The 24446-nt window shown below is 34.4% G+C and carries 38 protein-coding genes; 1 reads left to right on the top strand and 37 read right to left on the bottom strand.

What is annotated here, in order from left to right; all coding sequences use genetic code 11:
- Positions 1 to 22: 22 nt before the first annotated feature.
- Complete coding sequence (locus tag C8C83_RS12480; RefSeq protein ID WP_121328846.1) at positions 23 to 652, top strand: MarC family NAAT transporter; 630 nt, start codon at positions 23 to 25, stop codon at positions 650 to 652.
- A 76-nt stretch (positions 653 to 728) separates the two neighbouring features.
- Here C8C83_RS12480 and C8C83_RS12475 read toward each other — a convergent pair whose 3' ends face one another.
- The 37 genes from C8C83_RS12475 to rpsL all read right to left on the bottom strand — a co-directional run bounded on the left by C8C83_RS12475 (position 729) and on the right by rpsL (position 24420).
- The gene (locus C8C83_RS12475; protein ID WP_121328845.1) at positions 729 to 1664 is read right to left on the bottom strand and encodes an arginine deiminase-related protein; all 936 of its coding nucleotides are present in this window, start codon (positions 1662 to 1664) and stop codon (positions 729 to 731) included.
- A gap of 69 nt (positions 1665 to 1733) precedes the next feature.
- Positions 1734 to 2648, bottom strand: a complete 915-nt coding sequence (locus C8C83_RS12470; protein ID WP_121328844.1) for an arginine deiminase family protein — start codon at positions 2646 to 2648, stop codon at positions 1734 to 1736.
- A 66-nt stretch (positions 2649 to 2714) separates the two neighbouring features.
- A complete protein-coding gene (locus C8C83_RS12465; protein WP_121328843.1) occupies positions 2715 to 3992 on the bottom strand; it encodes a citrate synthase in 1278 nt (425 codons plus the stop codon).
- 155 nt (positions 3993 to 4147) lie between these two features.
- Positions 4148 to 5440 carry a phosphopyruvate hydratase gene (gene eno, locus C8C83_RS12460; RefSeq protein ID WP_121328842.1) on the bottom strand — a complete coding sequence of 431 codons (1293 nt, stop codon included), beginning with the start codon at positions 5438 to 5440 and terminating at the stop codon, positions 4148 to 4150.
- Positions 5441 to 5540: 100 nt separating this feature from the next.
- Positions 5541 to 6659, bottom strand: coding sequence for a glutamine-hydrolyzing carbamoyl-phosphate synthase small subunit (gene carA, locus C8C83_RS12455; RefSeq protein ID WP_121328841.1), 1119 nt, complete (start codon positions 6657 to 6659; stop codon positions 5541 to 5543).
- Between the two features lie 254 nt (positions 6660 to 6913).
- A complete protein-coding gene (rplQ, locus tag C8C83_RS12450; protein WP_029272056.1) occupies positions 6914 to 7405 on the bottom strand; it encodes a 50S ribosomal protein L17 in 492 nt (163 codons plus the stop codon).
- A gap of 36 nt (positions 7406 to 7441) precedes the next feature.
- Positions 7442 to 8434 carry a DNA-directed RNA polymerase subunit alpha gene (locus tag C8C83_RS12445; protein ID WP_026109818.1) on the bottom strand — a complete coding sequence of 331 codons (993 nt, stop codon included), beginning with the start codon at positions 8432 to 8434 and terminating at the stop codon, positions 7442 to 7444.
- A gap of 21 nt (positions 8435 to 8455) precedes the next feature.
- A complete protein-coding gene (gene rpsD / locus C8C83_RS12440; protein ID WP_026982953.1) occupies positions 8456 to 9061 on the bottom strand; it encodes a 30S ribosomal protein S4 in 606 nt (201 codons plus the stop codon).
- A 95-nt stretch (positions 9062 to 9156) separates the two neighbouring features.
- Complete coding sequence (rpsK, locus tag C8C83_RS12435; protein WP_007803677.1) at positions 9157 to 9540, bottom strand: 30S ribosomal protein S11; 384 nt, start codon at positions 9538 to 9540, stop codon at positions 9157 to 9159.
- 8 nt (positions 9541 to 9548) lie between these two features.
- Positions 9549 to 9923: a 30S ribosomal protein S13 gene (rpsM, locus tag C8C83_RS12430; protein ID WP_007803675.1), complete on the bottom strand. Its 375-nt coding sequence runs from the start codon at positions 9921 to 9923 to the stop codon at positions 9549 to 9551.
- A gap of 2 nt (positions 9924 to 9925) precedes the next feature.
- Positions 9926 to 10042, bottom strand: a complete 117-nt coding sequence (ykgO, locus tag C8C83_RS12425) for a type B 50S ribosomal protein L36 (RefSeq protein WP_072945378.1) — start codon at positions 10040 to 10042, stop codon at positions 9926 to 9928.
- Between the two features lie 12 nt (positions 10043 to 10054).
- A complete protein-coding gene (gene infA / locus C8C83_RS12420) occupies positions 10055 to 10270 on the bottom strand; it encodes a translation initiation factor IF-1 (RefSeq protein ID WP_007136545.1) in 216 nt (71 codons plus the stop codon).
- 7 nt (positions 10271 to 10277) lie between these two features.
- Positions 10278 to 11624, bottom strand: coding sequence for a preprotein translocase subunit SecY (gene secY, locus C8C83_RS12415; protein WP_089351921.1), 1347 nt, complete (start codon positions 11622 to 11624; stop codon positions 10278 to 10280).
- A gap of 13 nt (positions 11625 to 11637) precedes the next feature.
- Entirely contained in the window at positions 11638 to 12090 is a 453-nt protein-coding gene (gene rplO / locus C8C83_RS12410) for a 50S ribosomal protein L15 (protein WP_017495009.1), read from the bottom strand.
- 11 nt (positions 12091 to 12101) lie between these two features.
- A complete protein-coding gene (rpmD, locus tag C8C83_RS12405; protein ID WP_017495010.1) occupies positions 12102 to 12284 on the bottom strand; it encodes a 50S ribosomal protein L30 in 183 nt (60 codons plus the stop codon).
- A 12-nt stretch (positions 12285 to 12296) separates the two neighbouring features.
- Entirely contained in the window at positions 12297 to 12821 is a 525-nt protein-coding gene (rpsE, locus tag C8C83_RS12400) for a 30S ribosomal protein S5 (protein WP_085950926.1), read from the bottom strand.
- 3 nt (positions 12822 to 12824) lie between these two features.
- On the bottom strand, positions 12825 to 13175 hold the full coding sequence (gene rplR, locus C8C83_RS12395; RefSeq protein ID WP_042565878.1) for a 50S ribosomal protein L18: 351 nt from the start codon (positions 13173 to 13175) through the stop codon (positions 12825 to 12827).
- An 11-nt stretch (positions 13176 to 13186) separates the two neighbouring features.
- Positions 13187 to 13729 (bottom strand): 50S ribosomal protein L6, encoded by a 543-nt coding sequence (rplF, locus tag C8C83_RS12390; protein WP_121328839.1) that lies wholly within the window; start codon positions 13727 to 13729, stop codon positions 13187 to 13189.
- Between the two features lie 18 nt (positions 13730 to 13747).
- Entirely contained in the window at positions 13748 to 14146 is a 399-nt protein-coding gene (rpsH, locus tag C8C83_RS12385) for a 30S ribosomal protein S8 (protein WP_017495014.1), read from the bottom strand.
- Positions 14147 to 14250: 104 nt separating this feature from the next.
- A complete protein-coding gene (gene rpsN, locus C8C83_RS12380; protein ID WP_007803655.1) occupies positions 14251 to 14520 on the bottom strand; it encodes a 30S ribosomal protein S14 in 270 nt (89 codons plus the stop codon).
- A gap of 3 nt (positions 14521 to 14523) precedes the next feature.
- Positions 14524 to 15075 carry a 50S ribosomal protein L5 gene (gene rplE, locus C8C83_RS12375; RefSeq protein ID WP_007803652.1) on the bottom strand — a complete coding sequence of 184 codons (552 nt, stop codon included), beginning with the start codon at positions 15073 to 15075 and terminating at the stop codon, positions 14524 to 14526.
- A 2-nt stretch (positions 15076 to 15077) separates the two neighbouring features.
- Complete coding sequence (gene rplX / locus C8C83_RS12370) at positions 15078 to 15392, bottom strand: 50S ribosomal protein L24 (RefSeq protein ID WP_007803650.1); 315 nt, start codon at positions 15390 to 15392, stop codon at positions 15078 to 15080.
- Between the two features lie 11 nt (positions 15393 to 15403).
- A complete protein-coding gene (gene rplN / locus C8C83_RS12365; RefSeq protein ID WP_007803649.1) occupies positions 15404 to 15772 on the bottom strand; it encodes a 50S ribosomal protein L14 in 369 nt (122 codons plus the stop codon).
- A gap of 2 nt (positions 15773 to 15774) precedes the next feature.
- A complete protein-coding gene (gene rpsQ / locus C8C83_RS12360; RefSeq protein ID WP_007803646.1) occupies positions 15775 to 16035 on the bottom strand; it encodes a 30S ribosomal protein S17 in 261 nt (86 codons plus the stop codon).
- A 17-nt stretch (positions 16036 to 16052) separates the two neighbouring features.
- On the bottom strand, positions 16053 to 16244 hold the full coding sequence (gene rpmC, locus C8C83_RS12355) for a 50S ribosomal protein L29 (RefSeq protein ID WP_007803639.1): 192 nt from the start codon (positions 16242 to 16244) through the stop codon (positions 16053 to 16055).
- Positions 16245 to 16257: 13 nt separating this feature from the next.
- Complete coding sequence (gene rplP, locus C8C83_RS12350; RefSeq protein ID WP_007803637.1) at positions 16258 to 16683, bottom strand: 50S ribosomal protein L16; 426 nt, start codon at positions 16681 to 16683, stop codon at positions 16258 to 16260.
- A 19-nt stretch (positions 16684 to 16702) separates the two neighbouring features.
- On the bottom strand, positions 16703 to 17464 hold the full coding sequence (rpsC, locus tag C8C83_RS12345) for a 30S ribosomal protein S3 (RefSeq protein ID WP_007803635.1): 762 nt from the start codon (positions 17462 to 17464) through the stop codon (positions 16703 to 16705).
- Positions 17465 to 17469: 5 nt separating this feature from the next.
- Positions 17470 to 17883: a 50S ribosomal protein L22 gene (rplV, locus tag C8C83_RS12340; RefSeq protein WP_007803631.1), complete on the bottom strand. Its 414-nt coding sequence runs from the start codon at positions 17881 to 17883 to the stop codon at positions 17470 to 17472.
- A gap of 6 nt (positions 17884 to 17889) precedes the next feature.
- Positions 17890 to 18168, bottom strand: coding sequence for a 30S ribosomal protein S19 (gene rpsS / locus C8C83_RS12335; RefSeq protein ID WP_012022488.1), 279 nt, complete (start codon positions 18166 to 18168; stop codon positions 17890 to 17892).
- Positions 18169 to 18174: 6 nt separating this feature from the next.
- Positions 18175 to 18999, bottom strand: a complete 825-nt coding sequence (rplB, locus tag C8C83_RS12330; protein ID WP_007803623.1) for a 50S ribosomal protein L2 — start codon at positions 18997 to 18999, stop codon at positions 18175 to 18177.
- Positions 19000 to 19008: 9 nt separating this feature from the next.
- Positions 19009 to 19299: a 50S ribosomal protein L23 gene (rplW, locus tag C8C83_RS12325; RefSeq protein WP_007803621.1), complete on the bottom strand. Its 291-nt coding sequence runs from the start codon at positions 19297 to 19299 to the stop codon at positions 19009 to 19011.
- A 7-nt stretch (positions 19300 to 19306) separates the two neighbouring features.
- A complete protein-coding gene (gene rplD, locus C8C83_RS12320) occupies positions 19307 to 19936 on the bottom strand; it encodes a 50S ribosomal protein L4 (RefSeq protein WP_089351922.1) in 630 nt (209 codons plus the stop codon).
- On the bottom strand, positions 19936 to 20553 hold the full coding sequence (gene rplC / locus C8C83_RS12315; protein ID WP_007803612.1) for a 50S ribosomal protein L3: 618 nt from the start codon (positions 20551 to 20553) through the stop codon (positions 19936 to 19938). Before rplC ends, rplD begins: the two co-directional genes overlap by 1 nt.
- Positions 20554 to 20956: 403 nt before the next feature.
- Positions 20957 to 21262 (bottom strand): 30S ribosomal protein S10, encoded by a 306-nt coding sequence (gene rpsJ / locus C8C83_RS12310; RefSeq protein WP_007803605.1) that lies wholly within the window; start codon positions 21260 to 21262, stop codon positions 20957 to 20959.
- Between the two features lie 11 nt (positions 21263 to 21273).
- Positions 21274 to 23430, bottom strand: coding sequence for an elongation factor G (gene fusA, locus C8C83_RS12305; protein WP_056245966.1), 2157 nt, complete (start codon positions 23428 to 23430; stop codon positions 21274 to 21276).
- Positions 23431 to 23440: 10 nt separating this feature from the next.
- Positions 23441 to 23917, bottom strand: a complete 477-nt coding sequence (rpsG, locus tag C8C83_RS12300) for a 30S ribosomal protein S7 (RefSeq protein ID WP_017495022.1) — start codon at positions 23915 to 23917, stop codon at positions 23441 to 23443.
- 119 nt (positions 23918 to 24036) lie between these two features.
- Entirely contained in the window at positions 24037 to 24420 is a 384-nt protein-coding gene (gene rpsL, locus C8C83_RS12295) for a 30S ribosomal protein S12 (protein ID WP_007136570.1), read from the bottom strand.
- Positions 24421 to 24446: the final 26 nt, after the last annotated feature.

Below are 24446 nucleotides of genomic sequence, written 5' to 3'. Positions count from 1 at the left end.
TTACTTCACTAACCAAAACAATATGGATTTATTCATTTATTTATTTGCCGCTCTTTTTTCAGTATTAAACCCAATCGGAACGGTTCCTATTTTCGTTGGACTAACCCAACACGATTCTCAAGCAGAACGCTCTCGCATTTCGCTTTGGACTGCTATAAATGTTTTTATAATCTTGATAGTTTCCTTTTTTATTGGTCAATATGTTTTAACATTTTTTGGAATAAGCATTGACGCACTTCGTATTGCGGGTGGAATTGTGATTGTAAATTCAGGGTTCTCACTTCTTTCCGGAAAAATTAATAAAAAACGAGGAATCAACAAAAAAGTTGAAACTGACGCACAACAAAGAAATGACATCGCATTAACTCCGCTAGCAATACCAATGTTAGCCGGACCTGGATCAATTTCTTTACTGATTGCTTTTTATCAGGAGCATCACGGAATGGAAGAAGTCATTATTTCGTGCTTAGCAATTCTGGCAATTGCCCTTGCTATTTTTGCAATATTAAAAAGCGCTCATTATTTAGCAAGAATACTTGGTGCTTCCGGAATTGTAGCGATATCAAGAATTGTTGGTTTTATTGTAATCTCTATCGGAATTCAATATATCGTAAGTTCAATCATTAATATCGTTAAAGGTAACTTGATGTAAATTATCTTTCAATTTATATAAAACCAAAAAGGGATAAAACTTAACGTTCTATCCCTTTTTTTATATCTAAAAAAATCTAGTTCTTTGGCAAAAACACTTCAGCCATCATACATCTTGCACTTCCACCACCGCAAGCTTCTATAGTATCTAAACTTGAACTTAAAATTTCAGCGTGATTTTCTAATTGCGAAATTTGTTTTGGAGTTAAACTTTGATGTGCTGATGCGCTCATCACAATATATTTCTTATCATTAGTTCCTCTAACTTCTAACATATTACCGGCAAAATTATTCACCTGAGCTTCTGTAATTAAAATAACTTCTTTTTTATCAGCTTTTAGATTTTCAAGAACCATTTTACGTTCTTTTTTGTCATCAATACAATCAGCACAGATAACAGCAAAAGTTTCACCTAAACACATCATAACATTTGTATGATAGATTAGTTTACGTTCACCATCAACTGTTTGAAAAGCTTCAAAAATTACTGGAGCATAATCAAAATCTTCGCAGAATTCAATAAACAATTCCTCATCGGCACGAGGCGACAAAGCACAGTAAGCTTTTGCATTGGCACGATCTAAAAGTAAACTTCCTGTTCCTTCAAGAAAAAAACCGTCTTCTTCAGCAGATGTATAGTCCATTATATTATTAATCACAAAACCTTTATCTTCAAGAGTGTCTAAAATATCTTCACGACGTTCCTGACGACGATTCTCAGCAAACATTGGATACAATGCTACATCTCCATTTTCATGGAAAGAAACCCAGTTATTTGGAAAAATACTATCAGGAGTATCTGTCTCCAAATTATCATCGATTACAGTAACATCAACTCCTACAGCTCTAAGTTTTTCAACAAAAGTATCGAACTCTTGCTGTGCTTTCGCATTTACTATACTTGGCAAAAGTCCATCTAATACTTTTTGGTAATAATTATTTACAGCAGTTTGTTCATTCATTCTGAAAGCAACTGGCCGAATCATTACGATTGCATTGGTTGTTTGTTTCATGTTTTATTTTTTTTTGTTTCAAGTTTTAGGTTTCACGTTCTATAAAAACTTAAAACTTGAAACAATTATTTAATCTCTAATTAATGGCAAAGTTGAACATCTCAACAATCCTTCTTGTTTTGCAATCTCTGCATAAGGAATTTCTTCAACTGTAAATCCGTTTGCACGAAGCCAATTGTTTAGTCGAGTAAAGTTTTTTTCTGAAACTACTACATTTTCATCAATCGAAAATACATTTGAAAACATATTGTACATTTCATTTCTTTCGATATGGAATAAATTTTCCATTCCAAAAAGATTAACTAAATACAAATAATCAGCCTCTTCACGGAAACCTCTTTTATAAATAATTCCTTTATCTTTTCCAACAGGCTGAAAACAACAATCTAAGTGTAAAGCATTGTCACGAGCTTCTAATTTAGATTTTACTAAATCGAATTCTTTGACAATTTTATTAGGAAACAATTCTTTAATATAATTTACACCATGCATATTTGTTCGCGCTGTAATGTAATCTTTATAATCACTCCCTTTGTAAGTTCCAATAAAGATATGATCATTCCAAAGCATAACATCTCCGCCTTCAATATGAACTTCTTCCGGCGGACGAACAACTTTTAGAGGATCCATTTGATCAATTACATATTGAATTGCATCTAACTCTCGCTCTCTGTCTGGCAAAATATTAGATTTCACAAAAGTATCATCAATCACAAAACCAATATCTCTCGCAAAAATCTGATTGTAATTTTCAATCATTTCCGGACGATAAACAGTTACATCATATTTTTTAAAAACAGTATTAAAAGCTTCCATTTCAACAACCATATCTTCTTCAATTGGATAGGTTCCTGCTTTAATATGTTCCAATGATTTAGGATCATAAGCCTCATCTACAGATGGAGTTGGCCCATTATGAACAGCTGAACCCAAAACTACAGCCCGTAATCTTGACGTTTCGTTCTTTATATTTAATTGCAACATAACTATATTATATTTTGGGCAAAGATAAAAAAAAGCTTCACAGTTAAGTGAAGCTTTAAAATGATTTTATTTGTTCGACTTAAAGTCTCTCAAGGGATGTCCTGTATAGATTTGTCTTGGTCTACCAATTGGTTCTTTGTTTTCACGCATTTCTTTCCATTGCGCGATCCAACCTGGTAATCTTCCAATAGCAAACATTACTGTAAACATATCTGTTGGAATTCCAAGTGCTCTGTAGATAATACCAGAGTAAAAATCAACATTTGGATATAAGTTTCTTGATTTGAAGTACTCGTCTTCTAATGCAGCTGATTCTAATTTTTTAGCAATTTCCAAAATAGGATCATCAACACCTAACGTTTCTAATACTTCTTTAGCTGCTTTTTTAATGATTCTTGCTCTTGGATCAAAGTTTTTATATACTCTATGACCAAATCCCATTAAACGGAAAGGATCATTTTTATCTTTTGCTTTCGCCAAAAATTTATCGGTATCTCCACCATCTTTATTTATTTCTTCAAGCATTTCAAGTACTGCTTGATTTGCACCTCCGTGAAGTGGTCCCCAAAGGGCAGAAACTCCTGCAGAAATTGAAGCAAATAAACCTGCATGAGATGAACCAACCATTCTAACTGTAGATGTAGAACAGTTTTGCTCATGATCTGCGTGAAGAATAAACAATTTATCTAATGCATCAACAATAATTGGATTTGCTGAATAAGGTCCTGTAGGCAATTTAAACATTAATTGCATAAAGTTTTCTACATACCCTTGTGTATTGTCATAATAATTTAATGGGTAACCCATAGATTTTCTATAAGTCCAAGTTGCAATTACAAGAAATTTACCCATTGTTTTGCAAATGGCTTCGTACATTTCTTTTTCATTTTCAACATTAACTGCCTTTGGATTAAATGCTGTTAAAGCACTTGTTAAAGCAGATAAAACACCCATTGGATGAGCTGTCTTTGGAAAACCATCAATGATATTTTTCATTTCTTCGTTTACCAAAGTATGCTTTTTAATACCATTCTCAAATTGTTCCAATTCTTTCGCTGTTGGCAATTCGCCAAAAATCAAAAGATAAGACACCTCTAAGAAGTTTGCTTTTTCAGCCAAATCTTCAATTGAATATCCTCTATAACGTAAAATTCCTAATTCTCCGTCTAAGAAGGTGATTTCACTTTTACAAGATCCAGAATTCTTATATCCCGGGTCAATTGTAATAAAACCAGTTAAATCACGTAATTTGTTAATATCGATAGCTGATTCATTTTCGCTTCCTGTGATTACCGGAAGTTCAATTTTTTGACCATCTACTTCTAATGTAGCTATTTTTGACATAATATATCGGAAATAATTCTTTAAAATAATAATTTATCAAATCTAAGGAATTTAAGACTAATTAAAAAAAGAATACTGCTATGAATTTGTTAAAACTCCAAAAAAAAACCACCCATTAAGAAATGGATGGTTTAAATCTATATATAACCTTACAATTATTTAATCTTGAAAGCGTTTAATCCAGGAAAATAAGCAGTACTTCCTAATTCCTCTTCAATTCTTAATAATTGATTGTATTTTGCCATACGATCAGAACGAGAAGCAGAACCTGTCTTAATTTGTCCACAGTTTAAAGCTACAGCTAAATCCGCAATAGTATTATCTTCTGTCTCTCCAGAACGGTGAGACATAACCGAAGTATATCCTGCATTTTTAGCCATGTTTACGGCTGCAATAGTTTCAGTTAAAGTACCAATTTGGTTCACTTTTACTAAAATTGAATTAGCAATTCCTTTTTCAATTCCAGTTGACAAACGCTCAACATTAGTAACAAATAAATCATCACCAACTAATTGTACTTTGTGTCCAATTTTTTCAGTTAAATATTTCCAACCATTCCAGTCATCTTCATACATACCATCTTCGATAGAAATAATTGGGTATTTAGCAGCAAGTTCCGCTAAATAATCAGCTTGCTCTTCAGAAGTTCTGATTTTTCCAGTTTCTCCTTCAAATTTAGTATAATCGTATTTACCGTTTACATAAAATTCAGAAGCAGCACAGTCAAGAGCAATCACGATTTCGTCACCAAAAGTATATCCTGCTTTTTCAACTGCTAATTTAATAGTATCTAAAGCATCTTCAGTACCACCAGCCAAGTTTGGTGCAAAACCACCTTCGTCACCTACAGCAGTACTTAAACCTCTGTCATGTAATACTTTTTTCAAACTGTGAAAAATCTCAGTTCCCATTTGCATAGCGTGTGAAAATGAAGTTGCCTTTACAGGAAAAATCATAAACTCTTGAAATGCAATAGGCGCATCAGAGTGAGAACCACCATTGATGATATTCATCATCGGTACAGGCAATGTGTTAGCAGAAACTCCACCAACATATCTGTATAATGGTAATCCAAGTTCATTTGCAGCAGCTTTTGCAGCAGCCAAAGAAACTCCTAAAATAGCATTAGCTCCTAATTTAGATTTGTTTGGTGTTCCGTCTAAATCAATCATTAATTGATCAATTGTGTTTTGTTCAAAAACAGAAGTTCCAACTAATTCTTCAGCAATAACAGTATTTACATTATTCACTGCATTCAAAACTCCTTTTCCTAAGAACGCTTTTCCTCCGTCACGTAATTCAACAGCCTCATGTTCTCCAGTTGAAGCTCCAGATGGAACTGCAGCTCTTCCTAAAACTCCATTTTCAGTTACTACATCAACTTCAATAGTAGGATTACCTCTAGAATCAAAAATTTGTCTTGCGTGAACTTTAATTATAATACTCATTATTTTTGTTTTTTATTAATAAATTATATTTTTTTTCGAAATTATAAAAATATTTAATAGAAAAAATGCATTCTTACTATTATACGTCTTTATTTATTAACTATATCGTTTTAGCGACAGCCTCTTTAATGTTCTCCACAAATTGATCAAACAAATAAGATGAATCGTGTGGTCCTGGACTTGCTTCCGGATGGTATTGTACTGAAAAACAATTTTTGTTTTTCATACGCATTCCTGCAACAGTTCCGTCATTTAAATGCAAATGTGTTATCTCCAATTCCGGATGATTATCAAGTTGCTCTTTGTTAACAGCAAATCCATGATTTTGAGAGGTAATTTCACCTTTACCAGTTAATATATTTTTAACCGGATGATTTATCCCTCTGTGTCCATTGAACATTTTATAAGTTTGAACTCCATTTGCAAGAGCAATTACTTGGTGTCCCAAACAAATTCCGAATAACGGCTTATCATTTTCTAAAATTTCTTTTGCAACTTCAATAGCTCCAAAAAGAGGATCTGGATCTCCAGGTCCATTAGACAAGAAATATCCATCTGGATTAAACTGTGCTAAATCTTTATAAGTTGAGTTATAAGGAAACACTTTAATATAACAATCTCTTTTTGCCAAATTTCTTAAGATGTTCTTTTTTATCCCAAGATCCAAAGCAGATACTTTATACCTAGCATTTTCATCACCAAAAAAATAAGGCTCAGTAGTTGAAACTTTTGATGCCAACTCCAAACCTTCCATATTTGGCACATTAGCCAATTCCTTTTTTAAATCTTCAATTGAAGTTCCGTCCGTACAAACAACAGCATTCATAGCTCCATTATCACGAATGTAACTTACCAAAGCTCTTGTATCAACATCTGAAATACAAATTAAGTTTTGCTTTGTAAAATAATCTTCTAAACTTCCGGAAGCATCTTCTCTTGAATAATTAAAACTAAAGTTTTTACAAACCAAACCAGCAATTTTAATGCTATCAGATTCAATTTCCAAATCATTAACACCATAGTTTCCAATGTGAGCATTAGTAGCTACCATTATTTGCCCAAAGTAAGATGGATCTGTAAAAATCTCTTGGTATCCAGTCATTCCAGTGTTAAAACAAACCTCTCCAAATGTTTTACCACTTATACCGATAGATTTTCCATGAAAAATGGTTCCGTCGCTTAATAGTAGAATGGCGCTTTGTCGTGTAGTGTATTTCATTCTTTAATTGTATTGTTTTTTTTGAATTGTCTACTAAAATATTCCGTAAGGAGTATTTTACTTGTAATTAGATATTTTGCAAATTTACTTTTTTAAAAGAGTGGTTCCAAAAATTTTTAAAAATTTCATTCCTAAAAATAAAACCAAGAGAATGAAATAAGTTAAAATCAACACACTTTTAAAAAATTTCAAAAAAAAAGGATAAACTAAAAATTAGTTTATCCTTGATTTTTATAGAATCATTACTTTCATAATTATTCAGAAGCTTCAGTAGTCGATTCAGACTCAGCAGCTGGAGCTTCTGGAGTAGTCTCCTCAGCTTTTTTTGCTTTACCACCACGACGGCTTTTTGCTTTTTTAACTTCTTTTTTACCTCCATTGTAAAGTTCATTGAAATCTACTAGTTCGATCATTGCCATATCAGCATTATCTCCCAAACGATTTCCAACTTTAATGATACGAGTGTATCCACCTGGACGGTCTCCAACTTTAGCAGCTACGTCTCTGAATAAATCAGTTACCGCATATTTACTACGTAAGTAAGCAAAAACGATACGACGATTATGAGTAGTATCTTCTTTTGATTTTGTGATTAAAGGCTCAACGAATTGTTTAAGCGCTTTAGCCTTAGCAACAGTAGTGTTAATACGTTTGTGCTCAATAAGAGAACAAGCCATATTAGCTAACATAGCTTTTCTATGTCCAGTCTGTCTGCTTAAGTGATTGAATTTTTTTCCGTGTCTCATTGCTATTTTAAATTTAATCCCGCAAGCGGGATTGAATTATTCTTTATCTAATTTGTATTTAGCTAAGTCCATTCCGAAAGTTAAATTTTTAACAGCTACAAGTTCATCTAGCTCAGTTAAAGATTTTTTACCAAAATTACGGAATTTCATTAGGTCATTTTTATTGAACGATACTAAATCACCAAGTGTATCAACTTCAGCCGCTTTCAAGCAATTTAATGCTCTCACAGATAAATCCATATCAACAAGCTTAGTTTTAAGCAATTGTCTCATATGCAATGACTCTTCATCATACGATTCTGTTTGTGCAATTTCGTCAGCCTCGAGTGTAATTCTTTCGTCAGAAAATAACATGAAGTGGTGAATTAAAACTTTAGCAGCTTCAGTAAGAGCATCTTTTGGATTAATAGAACCATCAGTTTTAATTTCAAAAACTAATTTTTCGTAATCTGTTTTTTGCTCAACACGGAAGTTTTCAATCGCATATTTTACATTTTTTACCGGAGTAAAAATTGAATCTGTAAAAATAGTACCAATTGCAGCGTTCTGTTTTTTGTTCTCCTCAGCAGGAACATATCCTCTACCTTTTTCGATTGTTAAATCGAAGTTCAATTTGATTTTAGAATCTAAATTACAGATAACAAGGTCTGGATTCAAAACTTGGAAACCTGAAATAAATTTTTGAAAATCACCTGCTGTTAGTTGATCTTTACCAGAAACAGAAATTGTAACTGCTTCATTATCGATATCTTCAATTTGACGTTTGAAACGAACTTGTTTTAGATTAAGGATAATTTCGGTAACATCTTCAACAACACCTGAAATAGTAGAAAACTCATGATCTACACCTTCGATACGAACAGATGTAATTGCATAACCTTCTAATGCTGAAAGCAAAACTCTTCTAAGTGCATTACCAACTGTCAATCCATAACCAGGTTCTAAAGGTCTAAATTCGAATTTACCTTCAAAATCGGTTGAATCGATCATGATAACTTTATCGGGCTTTTGAAAATTAAATATTGCCATAAATTTCGACTAAGTCAATTATTATTTGTTGTACAACTCTACGATTAATTGTTCTTTAATGTTTTCTGGAATCTGAAGTCTTGCAGGTACAGAAACAAAAGTTCCTTCTTTAAGATCATTATTCCAAGTAATCCATTCATAAACATGACTTGAATTTGATAAAGAACGTTCGATAGCTTCTAAAGATTTAGATTTTTCACGAACTGCAACTTTATCACCAGGTTTAAGGTGGTAAGAAGCGATATTTACAACCTCACCATTTACAGTAACGTGTCTGTGAGAAACTAATTGTCTAGCACCTCTTCTAGAAGGAGCAATACCCATTCTAAAAACAACGTTATCTAATCTTGCTTCGCATAATTGTAAAAGAACTTCACCAGTAACACCTTTAGTAGCTGATGCTTTTTTGAATAAATTTCTGAATTGTTTTTCTAAAATTCCGTAAGAATATTTAGCTTTTTGCTTTTCCATTAACTGAACAGCATACTCAGATTTTTTACCTCTTTTTTTAGCCATCCCGTGTTGTCCAGGTGGGTAATTTCTTTTTTCGAAAGATTTATCATCTCCGAAGATTGCTTCGCCAAATTTACGAGCAATTCTAGTTTTTGGACCAGTATATCTTGCCATTTCTAAAAAATTAAATTTAAGGTAGAGATTATGAATTCAGGTCAAATCCTTCGATAATCTACATTCTACCTTGTTTATACTATGAATAAATAAAATTAAACTCTACGTCTTTTTGGAGGACGACATCCGTTGTGAGGCATTGGAGTAACGTCGATAATCTCAGTAACTTCAATTCCACCGTTATGAATAGAACGAATAGCAGACTCACGTCCGTTTCCTGGTCCTTTTACATAAACTTTTACTTTTTTAAGTCCAGCCTCAAGAGCTACTTTACTACAATCTTCTGCTGCCATTTGGGCTGCGTATGGAGTATTCTTTTTAGAACCTCTAAAACCCATTTTACCAGCTGAAGACCAAGAAATAACTTCACCTTTTTTGTTTGTCAAAGAAATAATGATGTTATTGAAGGTAGCAGAAATATGAGCTTCTCCCGTTGATTCAACGATAACTTTACGTTTTTTTGCAGTTGCTTTAGCCATATTACTTATTATTTAGTTGCTTTTTTCTTGTTAGCAACAGTTTTTCTTTTACCTTTTCTTGTTCTAGAGTTGTTTTTAGTTCTTTGCCCTCTTAAAGGAAGACCAGATCTATGACGAATACCTCTGTAACAACCAATATCCATCAAACGTTTGATGTTTAAAGAAACTTCAGAACGTAATTCTCCTTCAATTTTGTAAAATGAAACTGCATCACGAATCGCTCCGATCTCATCATCATTCCAATCTTGAACTTTTTTATCTTGGCTAACTTGAGCTTTTTCTAAAATCTCAATAGCTCTACTTCTTCCTAATCCAAAGATATAGGTAAGTGCTATAACACCTCTTTTATTTTTTGGGATATCTACCCCTGCTATTCTTGCCATAATTATCCTTGTCTTTGTTTAAATCTAGGATTCTTTTTGTTTATTACGTACAATCTCCCTTTTCTACGCACAATGATGCACTCGGGACTTCTCTTTTTTACTGATGCTCTAACTTTCATAGTGAATATCCTTTAATATCGATAAGTAATTCTTGCTTTTGACAAATCATAAGGACTCATTTCTAGTTTCACTTTATCACCAGGTAATAATTTGATGTAATGCATACGCATTTTACCAGAAATATGAGCAATTACGATATGTCCATTTTCTAACTCCACACGGAACATCGCATTTGATAATGCTTCAATGATTGATCCGTCTTGTTCTATTGCTGATTGTTTTGCCATAAATATATTAAGCTACCGCTTTTCTATTTTTACCAGTCTTCATTAAACCATCATAATGTTTGTTTAACAAGTATGAATTGATTTGTTGAATAGTATCTATTGCAACTCCAACCATAATTATTAATGAGGTACCTCCAAAAAACATCGCCCAAGATTGTTGTACATCCATAATACTTACAACAATAGCTGGGAACACAGCAATCAAAGCAAGGAATAAAGATCCTGGGAAAGTTATTAAAGACATCACTTTATCTAAGAAGTCTGAAGTTTCAGCACCTGGACGAACTCCAGGAATAAAACCACCGCTTCTTTTCAAATCATCAGCCATTTTGTTAGTAGGTACAGTGATTGCAGTATAGAAAAATGTAAATACAATAATTAATGTTGCAAATACAAAATTATACCAGAAACCAAACATATTACTAAATGCACCAACGATAGATTGTGATGTATCTGATTTAGACAATCCAGCTACAGCTGCAGGTATAAACATAATTGCCTGAGCAAAAATGATTGGCATAACTCCAGAAGCATTAAGCTTTAGAGGAATCCATTGTCTATTACCACCAGCTAAATCTTGCTCGTAATCTCCAGTTGTTGTACGACGAGCGTATTGAACTGGAATTTTACGTACTGCCATTGTAAGCAATACACAAGAAATGATTACCAATAACCACACAATAATTTCAATAACTAATAACATTGGACCACCATTGTTATTGGTAACTCTAGAAGAGAACTCTTGCATGAATGCCTGAGGTAATCTTGCCAAAATACCAACCATAATCAATAATGAAATTCCATTTCCAATACCTTTATCTGTAATTTTTTCTCCAAGCCACATAGCAAAAATTGTACCTGTAACTAAGATAATAACTGAAGAGAACAAAAATTCAGGAGAATTAAAACCTAACAAGAATGCACTTCCAGGCAATGTTCTATACAAATTATAGATATAAGTTGGACCTTGAACCAGTGTAATAGCTATAGTCAACCAACGAGTGATTTGATTAATCTTTTTTCTACCACTCTCTCCATCGTTTTGAAGTTTTTGCAAATAAGGAATCGCAATTCCCATTAACTGAACAACAATAGATGCAGAAATATAAGGCATAATACCTAAAGCAAAAACTGAAGCTTTAGAGAAAGCACCTCCTGTAAACATGTCTAGGATAGATCCTAAACCATTTTTAGTTTGTCCCGCTAAACCTGTTAATTGAGTTGCGTCAATTCCAGGTAGCGTTACGTGTGCACCAAAACGATATACCAAAAGCAATCCTAATGTAATTAAGATTCTATTTTTCAGTTCTTCGATTTTCCAAACATTACTTATTGATTCAATAAATTTCTTCATCTTAGTAGATAAGTTATATAGTTACAGCTTCTCCACCAGCAGCTTCAATAGCAGCTTTTGCAGTAGCAGTAAATTTGTGGGCAGTTACTTTTAATTTTGCTTTCAATTCTCCTCTACCTAAAATCTTAACGATTTCATTTTTGGTAGCTAGACGATTTGCTACGAAATCTGTCATAGAAACAGAATCAGTAATCACACCATTGTCTACTAATAATTGAAGCGTATCTAAATTAACACCTTCGTATTCTTTACGATTGATGTTTGTGAAACCAAACTTAGGTACACGTCTTTGAAGCGGCATTTGCCCTCCTTCAAAACCAATCTTTTTAGAATAACCAGAACGAGATTTTGCTCCTTTGTGACCTCTTGCAGAAGTACCACCTTTTCCAGAACCTTCTCCTCTACCTAATCTTTTATTTTGATTGTGCGTTGACCCTTCAGCTGGTTGTAAGTTACTTAAATTCATAACAGTATTTGTTATTTAGCTTCTTCGACAGAAACTAAGTGTTTAACTTTGTTTATCATCCCAAGGATTGCAGGATTTGAATCATGCTCTACAACTTGTCCCATTTTACGTAGACCTAAAGCTTCCAAACCTCTTTTTTGAGAAAGAGGGCAGTTGATTTTGCTTCTTACTTGTTTTACTAATAATTTAGCCATAATTTCCTTGAATTAACCTTTAAAAACTTTTTCTAAAGAAACACCTCTTTGTTTTGCAACAGTATGAGCGCTTCTCATTTGCAATAAAGCATCAAAAGTTGCTTTTACCACGTTATGAGGATTTGATGATCCTTGAGATTTAGATAATACATCGTGAATACCTACTGATTCAAGAACTGAACGAACAGCTCCACCAGCAATAACTCCTGTACCATGAGAAGCAGGAATTAAGAATACACGTGCACCACCAAATTTACCTTTTTGTTCGTGAGGAACAGATTGTCCATTCAAAGGAATTTTTACTAAATTTTTCTTAGCATCTTCTACTGCTTTCGCAATTGCTTCAGAAACGTCTTTAGATTTCCCTAATCCATGACCAACTACTCCGTTTTCATCACCTACAACTACAATAGCAGAAAAACCAAAAGCTCTACCACCCTTTGTAACCTTAGTAACACGATTAACACTTACCAGACGATCTTTAAGTTCAAGACCACTTGGTTTTACCAATTCTACATTTTTGTATTTAGACATAATATATTAGAATTTAAGTCCAGCCGCTCTTGCGCCTTCTGCTAATGATTTAATACGACCGTGATATAAATATCCACCTCTATCAAAAGTGATGGTATCAATCCCAGCTTTTAACGCTTTCTCTGCAACAAGTTTTCCAACAGCAGCAGCGATTTCAACGTTAGTACCTTTTCCTATTTCTTTTTCTCTTGAAGATGCAGCTAATAAAGTAACTCCATTTACATCGTCAATAAGTTGAGCGTAAATTTCTTTGTTACTTCTAAATACAGATAGTCTTGGGTTAGTAGCAGTACCACTAATCGATTTTCTAATTCTGAATCTAATTCTCTGTCTTCTATCAGATTTTGTTAATGACATAATCTTATTTTTTAAGCTGATTTACCTGCTTTTCTTCTTAATACTTCACCCACAAATTTAACACCTTTTCCTTTGTATGGTTCTGGCTTACGGAAACCTCTGATTTTCGCAGCAACTTGACCTAAAAGTTGTTTATCAAATGATGTTAATTTTACGATAGGGTTTTTACCTTTTTCAGATATTGTTTCTAAAGCTACTTCTGGAGCAATTTCTAAAACAATATTGTGAGAATATCCAAGAGCTAAATCTAACTTTTGACCTTGGTTTGAAGCTCTGTAACCAACTCCAACTAATTCAAGTTCTTTTGTAAAACCTTCAGATACACCAACTATCATATTATTGATTAATGATCTGTATAGTCCGTGTTTTGCTCTTTGGTCTTTATGATCAGACGATCTTTCTAATAAAACTTGATCGCCTTCAACTTTTACAGTAATGTCCGAAAACTCCTGAGTTAGTTGACCTTTTTTTCCTTTTACCGTAATGATACCGTCTTTAACTTCTACAGTTACTCCAGCAGCAATTACAATTGGGCTTTTACCTATTCTTGACATCTTATTTAGTCTTTAAAATTAGTATACGTAACAAATTACTTCACCACCTACATTTAATTGTTTTGCTTGTTTTCCAGTCATAAGACCTTTTGAAGTCGAAACAATTGCAATTCCTAATCCGTTAAGGATTCTTGGTAATTTGGCAGCACCTGCGTATTTACGTAAACCAGGTTTACTAATTCTTTGGATATCTTTAATTACAGGCTCTTTAGTATCTTTATCGTACTTCAAAGCAATTTTGATTGAACCCTGAACAGAGTTGTCCTCAAATTTGTAACTCAAGATATAACCTTGATCAAATAAGATCTTAGTTATTTCTTTTTTTAGATTAGAAGCTGGAATTTCAACAACTTTGTGGTTTGCAGCCACAGCGTTACGAACTCTAGTCAAATAATCTGCAATAGGATCTGTATACATATGTATTTGATTGCGATTATGGTTTTCGGGAGGCACTCGCCTCCCGAACCTTTAATCAATTAAAATTATTTTTTGGTTTGCAAAAGTAATAACTTATTACGAGATTACCAAGACGCCTTTTTAACTCCAGGAATTAATCCATTATTAGCCATCTCACGAAAAGTTACACGTGAAATACCGAATTGACGAATATAACCTCTTGGTCTACCTGTTAATTTACAACGATTGTGCAAACGAACTGGTGAAGCATTTTTAGGTAATTTTTGTAAACCTTCAAAATCTCCAGCTTCTTTCAAAGCTTTTCTTTTCTCAGCATACTTTGCTACCGTTTTTTCTCTCTTAACCTCGCGGGCTTTCATTGATTCTTTAGCCATGTCTTAATTCTTTTTAAAAGGTAATCCTAATTCAGCCAATAATGACTTTGCTTCCTTGTCTGTTTTTGCAGTAGTAACAAATGTAATATCCATTCCTGAAATTTTGTTTACTTTGTCAATATCAATTTCTGGGAAAATGATTTGCTCTAAAACTCCAAGGTTGTAATTACCTCTTCCGTCAAAACCAGTAGCTTTAATACCACTAAAATCTCTAACGCGTGGTAAAGCAGAAGTAACAAGTCTATCTAAAAACTCATACATTCTTTCACCACGTAAAGTAACTTTTGCTCCAATAGGCATCCCTTTTCTCAATTTGAAAGACGCAACGTCTTTCTTTGAAATTGTAGATACTGCTTTTTGTCCAGTGATCTTTGTTAACTCATCAACTGCATAGTCAATAAGTTTTTTATCAGATACAGCTGCACCAACTCCACGGCTCAAAACGATTTTTTCAAGTTTTGGAACTTGCATTACGTTTGTATATCCGAATTCCTCTTTAAGAGCAGAGATTACTCTACTCTTATATTCTTCTTTTAGTCTAGGTGTATATGCCATTACTATAGTACTTGATTAGATTTTTTTGAAAATCTTACTTTCTTATCTCCTTCTACTCTAATACCAACTCTAGTTGTTTCCTTAGTTTTAGGATCAATTAGTGAAATGTTAGATATTTGTATAGAAGCTTCTTTCTTAACGATACCACCTTGAGGGTTTTTAGCACTTGGTTTTGTATGTTTCGAAACCATGTTTACACCTTCAACTATCGCTTTATTTTTCTCACGGTAAACACGTAAAACTTTACCTTCAGCACCTTTATGGTCTCCAGCAATAACTCTTACGATATCTCCTGATTTTATTTTTAGCTTTATCATCTTAAAACGAATTAAAGCACTTCTGGTGCTAATGATACAATTTTCATGAATTGTTTTTCACGAAGTTCTCTTGCTACCGGACCAAAAACACGTGTTCCTCTCATTTCCCCTGCAGCATTCAAAAGAACACATGCATTATCATCGAAACGGATATAAGAACCATCAGCTCTTCTCACTTCTTTTTTGGTACGTACAACAACTGCAGTTGAAACAGCTCCTTTTTTAACGTTACCGTTAGGAGTTGCATCTTTAATAGATACTACAATCTTGTCACCAACAGAGGCATACCTTCTTTTGGTACCTCCTAAAACACGGATAGTTAAAACTTCTTTTGCTCCCGTGTTATCTGCTACTTTTAGTCTTGATTCCTGTTGTACCATAATTATTTAGCTCTTTCTAAGATTTCAACTAATCTCCAACATTTTGTTTTACTTAAAGGACGCGTTTCGCTAATTCTTACAGTATCTCCAATGTTACAGTCGTTTGTTTCGTCGTGTGCAACGTATTTCTTTGTTTTCAACACGAACTTACCGTATAATGGGTGCTTTACTTTTCTTACTTCAGCAATAACAATAGACTTATCCATTTTATTTGAAGTAACAACACCTATTCTTTCTTTTCTTAAATTTCTTTTTTCTTCCATCTTTCAGCAGAATACAATTATTGTAACTCTCTTTTAGTTAACTCTGTAGCCAATCTTGCAACTGTTCTTCTTACACTTCTAATTTGAAGTGGGTTCTCAATTGGAGAAATAGCGTGAGCCATTTTTAGGTCAGCATATATTTTCTTAGTTTGACTAAGTTTTTCTTGCAACTCCGCTGCAGAAAGATCTTTTATTTCTGATTGTTTCATAATATAAATTTAATTATGCTTCGAAATCTCTAGCAACGACGAATTTAGTTTTTACTGGAAGCTTTTGAGCTGCAAGACGTAACGCCTCTTTTGCAACTGACAAAGGAACTCCTCCAACTTCAAACATAATTCTTCCGGGTTTAACAACGGCAGCCCAATATTCAACGGCACCTTTACCTTTACCCATACGTACCTCAAGAGGCTTCTTAGTAATTGGTTTGTCTGGAAATATTTTGATCCATAATTGTCCTTCTCTCTTCATAAAACGAGTTGCAGCAATACGCGCAGCTTCGATTTGACGAGACGTTAAGAACATTCCATCTTCATGTACAGATTTAATACCAAACATTCCATTAGAAAGTTCATGCCCTCTTTGAGAGTTACCTTTCATTTTACCTTTTTGTACCTTACGGTATTTTGTTCTTTTAGGCTGTAACATTTTTCTTTAGTTTAAAAATTTACTTTCTTTTACGAGCGTCTGGTTTACCACCTTTATTAAAGGGCTTTCTGTCTCCTCTTGGAGAATCACCACCTTTACCACCACCAGTTCCAGATTGTTTTTTATCCATTCCTGCAAGCGGAGAAAGATCTCTCTTTCCATAAACTTCACCTTTCATGATCCATACTTTGATACCCATTCTACCGTAAGTAGTATGAGCTTCAGCCAAAGCATAATCAATATCAGCTCTGAAAGTTGATAGAGGAATTCTACCTTCTTTGAAACCTTCTGAACGTGCCATTTCAGCACCATTCAAACGACCAGAAATCAAAACTTTAATACCTTCTGCATTCATACGCATAGAAGCTGCAATAGCCATCTTAATTGCACGTCTGTAAGAGATACGACTTTCGATTTGACGAGCGATGCTTGTCGCCACAAGATAAGCATCTAACTCAGGTCTTTTAATTTCAAAGATGTTGATTTGAACCTCCTTGTCAGTAACTTTCTTAAGTTCTTCTTTTAACTTGTCTACCTCTTGACCACCTTTTCCGATAATGATACCAGGTCTAGCAGTAGTGATAGTAACGGTTACAAGTTTCAAAGTTCTCTCGATGATTACTTTAGATACACTAGCTTTTGATAAACGAGCGTGGATATACTTTCTGATTTTGTGATCTTCGGCAAGTTTATCACCGTAATCATTTCCACCATACCAGTTTGAGTCCCACCCTCTGATGATACCAAGTCTATTTCCAATTGGATTTGTCTTTTGTCCCATGCTGCTTAAGAATTGCTTTGTGTGTTATTGATAGCTCCAAGCACGATTGTTACGTGATTAGAACGTTTTCTTATTCTGTGTGCACGACCTTGTGGAGCTGGACGAAGTCTTTTTAACATCATTCCACCATCTACTCTGATCTCCTTAACAAATAATCCAGCTTCTTCCAAATTACCTTCACTATTTTTTTGCTCCCAGTTATTGATTGCAGATAATAATAGTTTCTCTAATTTTCTCGAAGCTTCTTTAGAACTAAATCTTAAGATGTTAAGTGCTCTTTCTACCTTCTGACCTCTTACCAAGTCCGCTACTAAGCGCATTTTTCTAGGTGAAGTAGGGCAGTTATTCAATTTTGCGAAAGCAATAGACTTATTAGCCTCTTTTCTCGCATCTGCTGTTTCTCTTTTACGAACTCCCATTGCTTCTTATTTTTTACCTTTATTTTTTGCTCCAGCATGACCTCTAAAAGATCTAGTTGGTGAAAATTCTCCTAATTTGTGACCTACCATGTTTTCTGTTACGTAAACTGGTACAAATTGACGACCGTTATGAACTGCGATAGTTTGTCCAACGAAATCTGGAGTAATCATAGAAGCTCTAGACCAAGTCTTTACTACACTATTTTTACCACTTTCTACGTTTTCCTGAACTTTCTTGTCTAACTTATAATGAACGAAAGGTCCTTTTTTTAATGAACGTGCCATATCTTATTATTTCTTTCTACGTTCTACGATATACTTGTTACTCGGGTTTTTCTTAGAACGAGTTCTATAACCTTTTGCTGGTATTCCATTTCTTGAACGTGGATGTCCACCAGAAGAACGTCCTTCTCCACCACCCATTGGGTGATCAACAGGGTTCATTGCAACAGGTCTTGTTCTAGGTCTTCTTCCTAACCATCTTGTTCTACCAGCTTTTCCTGACACAACTAATTGGTGATCTGAATTAGAAACAGCTCCAATTGTAGCCGAACAAGTTAACAAGATCAATCTTGTTTCACCAGATGGCATTTTAATTGTAGCATATTTTCCATCTCTTGCCATTAACTGAGCAAATGTACCAGCTGAACGAGCAATTACTGCTCCTTGACCTGGACGTAACTCAATACAAGAGATTACAGTTCCTAAAGGAATTCTGCTTAAAGGCAATGTATTACCAATTTCAGGTTGAGATTCTGGACCAGAAACTAATTTCTGACCAACTTTCAATCCGTTTTGAGCAATAACATAAGTTTTCTCTCCATCAGCATAAGCTAATAAAGCGATAAATGCAGTACGATTTGGATCGTATTCGATTGATTTCACAGTAGCCGGAATTCCGTCTTTAGTTCTTTTGAAATCAATAATACGATATCTCTGCTTGTGACCACCACCCGTATAACGCATGGTCATCTTTCCTTGACTATTTCTACCTCCAGAGTTTTTTATCGGCGCTATCAAAGAGCGTTCCGGCTTATCAGTTGTAATGGCGTCATAACCATTCACAACTCTAAATCGCTGACCTGGGGTAATAGGTTTTAATTTTCTTACTGACATTTTTCTATCTTAGATATTGTTGTAAAAATCAATTGTTTCTCCTTCTTGTACTTGAACAATCGCTTTCTTAATTGCATTTGTCTTTCCACTGATTAAACCACTTTTAGTGTATTTTGTAGTTCTATCCGGTCTTACGTTCATCGTGTTAACTGAAACGATAGTTACTCCATAAGCAGCTTCAATAGCTTTCTTAATTTGAACTTTGTTTGCTTTTTTGTCAACAACGAATCCGAAGCGGTTTAAAACTTCACTTTCTTTGGTTACTTTTTCCGTTACTATAGGTCTAATTATGATGCTCATATTCCTATTATTTACTTAAATTTTCTTCAATTAACTCCAAAGAACCTTCTAAAAGCACTAAATTATTAGTGTTTAAAATAGCGTAAGTGCTTAATTCTGAGCTAGTTACGACATTTGAAGCCTTTAAATTGCGTGACGACAAATATACATTTTTATTTGACTCACCCAACACAAATAGAGATTTTTTATTATCTAACCCTAAAGCTTTCAAAACGTTAATGAAATTTTTAGTGTTTGGAGTTTCAAAATTAAAGTCCTCAAGAACGATAATATTTGACTCTTTTGCTTTGATTGAGAAAGCAGATTTTCTAGCCAATCTTTTCAAGCTTTTATTCAATTTGAATGAATAACTTCTTGGTCTTGGTCCAAAAACCGTTCCACCACCTTTAAACAATGGATTCTTGATACTTCCCGCACGAGCCGTACCAGTTCCTTTTTGTTTTTTAATCTTACGTGTACTTCCTGTCACTTCAGCTCTTTCTTTAGCTTTGTGAGTCCCTTGTCTTTGATTAGCAAGATATTGCTTTACATCAAGGTATACAGCGTGATTATTTGGTTCAATTGCGAATACTGAATCAGAAAGTTGAACTTTTCTTCCAGTATCTTTTCCGTTGAAATCTAATACTTTTACTTCCATTACTTCTGAATGATTACATAAGAGTTTTTATGTCCAGGAACACATCCTTTAATAACAAGTAGGTTCTTTTCAGCAACTACTTTTAAAACTCTAAGGTTTTGAACTTTTACATTGTCTCCTCCCATTCTTCCAGCCATACGCATTCCTTTGAATACTCTGGATGGATATGAAGAAGCTCCTACAGAACCTGGCGCTCTTAAACGGTTGTGTTGACCGTGAGTTGCTTGTCCAACACCACCAAATCCGTGACGTTTAACAACCCCTTGAAAACCTTTACCTTTAGACACACCTTGTACATCTACAAATTCTCCTTCAGCAAAAATAGAAACATCAATAAGATCTCCTAATTTTTGTTCAGTTGCAAAATCTTGAAATTCAACGACTTTTTTCTTAGCAACAGTTCCAGCTTTTTTAAAGTGACCTAAAGCCGCTTTAGTGGAATGTTTCTCGTTTTTGTCATCGAAACCAAGTTGCAACGCTTCGTACCCGTCAACACCTTTGGTTCTGACTTGGGTAACAACACACGGCCCAGCTTCGATTACTGTACAAGGAATATTTTTCCCATTTTCGTCGAAAATACTAGTCATGCCGATTTTTTTACCAATTAACCCAGACATAAATATTAATTATTAATTACTAAAATTCCCTTCAATTTGAAAATAACAGAAATTTCCAAACAGGGAGTGCAAAAGTAGATATTAAAATTGAATATACCAAACAGTTACAAAAATTAAATCGCTCATTATCAAAATCCAAGCTCAAAAGAAACTACCCAGATCTCTTTTACATTTCAAAAAAAATAATCAGAATTAAAATTTACTACAGATTATTATTACAAAATATTTTTACCCGCAAAAACCAAAATCACCGCTACACAGCTCCACATAAGGCTTTTCTAACAAAATAATATTAAATTATTGTTTTCTTTTAATTAAAAAAAAAACAAACACAACAAAATTTAAAACAACAAAAAAAGCGAAACATTTCTGCCTCGCTTTTTTTTATAAAAATATAATAAAATTATACTTTGATCTCTACTTCAACCCCACTTGGCAATTCAAGTTTCATTAAAGCATCAATAGTTTTAGATGAAGATGAATAAATATCAATCAATCTCTTGTATGACATTACTTCAAATTGCTCTCTCGCTTTTTTGTTAACGTGCGGAGAACGTAATACAGTGAAAAGTTTTTTGTGAGTTGGCAACGGAATTGGACCTGTTACAACTGCTCCAGTAGTTTTTACTGTTTTTACGATCTTTTCAGCAGACTTGTCTACCAACATGTGATCGTAAGATTTTAGTTTTATTCTGATTTTTTGACTCATTTTCTTAAGAATTAAGCGTTACCTTTTGCTTTTTTAATTACAGCTTCTGAAATATTAGAAGGTGTTTCTGCATAGTGAGAAAACTCCATTGTTGAAGTAGCTCTACCAGAAGATAATGTTCTTAATGTTGTTACATACCCAAACATTTCTGACAAAGGCACATCAGCCTTAATAGTCTTAGCACCATTTCTATCACCCATGTCATTAACCTGACCTCTACGACGGTTGATATCACCTACGATATCTCCCATGTTTTCTTCAGGAGTAATAACTTCCATCTTCATGATAGGCTCAAGAATAATTGCTCCAGCAGCTTTTGCCACTTCTCTATAACCCATTCTTGCAGCCAATTCAAAAGAAAGAGCATCAGAATCGACAGGGTGGAAAGATCCGTCTGTCAAAGTTACTTTCAAACTATCCACTTGATAACCAGCTAAAGGACCAGTTTTCATAGCTTCACGGAAACCTTTTTCTACAGATGGAATATATTCCTTAGGAACGTTACCACCTTTTACTGCATTAATAAACTGCAATCCTACAGGAACTTTACCATCAACTTCGTCAGCTGGCTCAAGTGTAAATACGATATCACCGAATTTACCACGACCTCCTGATTGTTTCTTATAAGTCTCTCTGTGTGTAGCAGTTCTTGTAAACGCTTCTTTATATTCAACCTGAGGCTCACCTTGGTTTACTTCAACCTTAAATTCACGTTTCATACGATCTACTAAGATATCTAAGTGAAGCTCACCCATACCTGAGATAATAGTTTGCCCTGAAGCCTCATCTGTTCTAACAGTAAATGTTGGATCTTCTTCAGCCAATTTAGCCAAAGCCATACCCATTTTATCAACGTCAGCTTTAGTTTTAGGTTCAATTGCAATACCAATTACCGGTGCAGGGAATTTCATAGACTCAAGAATAATTGGGTGTTTTTCATCACACAATGTATCTCCAGTTTTAATATCTTTAAATCCAACAGCAGCTCCAATATCTCCAGCCTCAATAAATTCGATTGGATTTTGTTTGTTAGCGTGCATTTGGTAGATACGAGAAATTCTTTCTTTATTTCCAGAACGTGTGTTCAAAACGTAAGAACCAGCATCTAAACGTCCAGAGTAAGCACGGAAGAAAGCTAAACGACCTACGAATGGGTCAGTAGCAATTTTGAATGCTAAAGCAGCGAACGGCTCTTTTACATCTGGCTTACGTAAGATTTTAGTTTGATCTTCTTCTAATAATTCAGCATCATCAGGATGAATTCCTTCGATACCTTCCTTATCCATCGGAGAAGGTAAATATTTACAAACTGCATCTAACATGAATTGAACTCCTTTGTTTTTAAAAGAAGAACCAGCAATCATCGGGATGATAGCCATATCCATAGTAGCAGCTCTTAAAGCGTTGTTGATTTCTTCTTCTGTAATAGAGTTTTCATCTTCCATGAATTTCTCTAATAAGTTTTCATCGTAATCAGCAACCGCTTCAATAAGAATAGATCTGTATTCTTTAACTTCAGCAACCATATCAGCAGGAATCTCAACAATATCAAAAGTTGCCCCTTGAGTTGCATCATGCCAAATAATAGCTTGGTTTTTTACTAAATCCACAACACCTTTGAAATCATTTTCTTCACCAATTGGCAAAGTGATCGCAACAGCATTTGATTTTAACATATCACGAACTTGTTGACAAACTGCCAAAAAGTTAGATCCTTGACGGTCCATTTTGTTTACGAATCCCATACGTGGAACTCTGTACTGATCTGCAAGTCTCCAGTTAGTTTCTGATTGAGGCTCAACACCATCAACAGCACTAAACAAGAAAACCAAACCATCAAGTACACGCAAAGAACGGTTTACCTCTACAGTAAAATCAACGTGCCCAGGAGTATCAATAATATTGAAGTGGTACGGCAATGACTCAGGCAAAAGCTTACCTTGCTCAGTTGGAAAATTCCACTCACAAGTTGTTGCAGCTGAAGTAATTGTAATACCTCTTTCTTGCTCTTGAGCCATCCAGTCCATTGTTGCAGCACCATCGTGTACCTCACCAATTTTGTGTGACTTTCCAGTATAAAAAAGGATACGCTCAGTTGTTGTTGTTTTACCAGCATCAATGTGAGCAGCAATTCCGATATTTCTTGTATATTTTAAATCTCTAGCCATTTCTTACGAATTAAAATCTAAAGTGAGAGAAAGCTTTATTAGCTTCTGCCATCTTGTGAGTATCCATTCTTTTCTTAACCGCAGCACCTTCTTCTTTAGCAGCAGCTAAACATTCTGACGCTAAACGTTGTGCCATAGATTTTTCATTTCTTCTTCTAGAATAAAGTATTAACCACTTCATTGCCATAGAAATTTTTCTGTCTGGTCTAATTTGCATTGGAATTTGAAATGTAGCTCCACCAACTCTACGGCTACGTACTTCTACGTGAGGCATAACGTTTGTTAAAGCATCTTTCCAGATCTCCAATGAAGTTTTTTCATCGTTTTGCTTTTTAGACTCAATGATATCAATTGCATCATAAAATACTTTAAAAGCTGTAGATTTCTTACCATCCCACATTAAGTTGTTCACAAAACGCGTTACCAATTGGTCATTAAACCTTGGATCCGGTAAAAGTGGTCTTTTCTTTGCCGCTCTTTTTCTCATGTCTTTTTTTTAATAAAAAGTTATAGGTTATCCGTTAAATGTTTTACGTTAAAGATTCACAACTTTCGCCTTCAATCTCAAACCCTCAACTCCTAACCTCCAACTCTTAACGTTTTAAATTACTTTTTTGCTTCTTTTGGGCGTTTAGCACCGTACTTAGATCTTCTTTGCGTTCTTCCTGCAACTCCTGACGTGTCAAGCGCTCCACGAACGATATGATATCTAACACCTGGTAAATCTTTTACCCTTCCACCTCGCACTAATACTATCGAGTGCTCTTGTAGATTGTGTCCTTCTCCAGGGATGTAAGCATTCACTTCATTACCATTTGTCAAACGTACACGCGCAACTTTACGCATTGCAGAGTTTGGTTTTTTTGGTGTAGTAGTGTAAACACGCGTACAAACCCCTCTTCTTTGAGGACAAGAATCTAAAGCAACCGATTTACTCTTCTTAGTGATCTGAGTTCTTCCTGTTCTTACTAATTGTTGAATTGTTGGCATAATTAATACTAAAAATTTATTATGTA

The organism is Flavobacterium sp. 90, assembly GCF_004339525.1.
Lineage (GTDB): Bacteria > Bacteroidota > Bacteroidia > Flavobacteriales > Flavobacteriaceae > Flavobacterium.
Note: the sequence above shows the minus strand (reverse complement) of the source record. Positions and strands in the feature narration are given on the sequence as shown.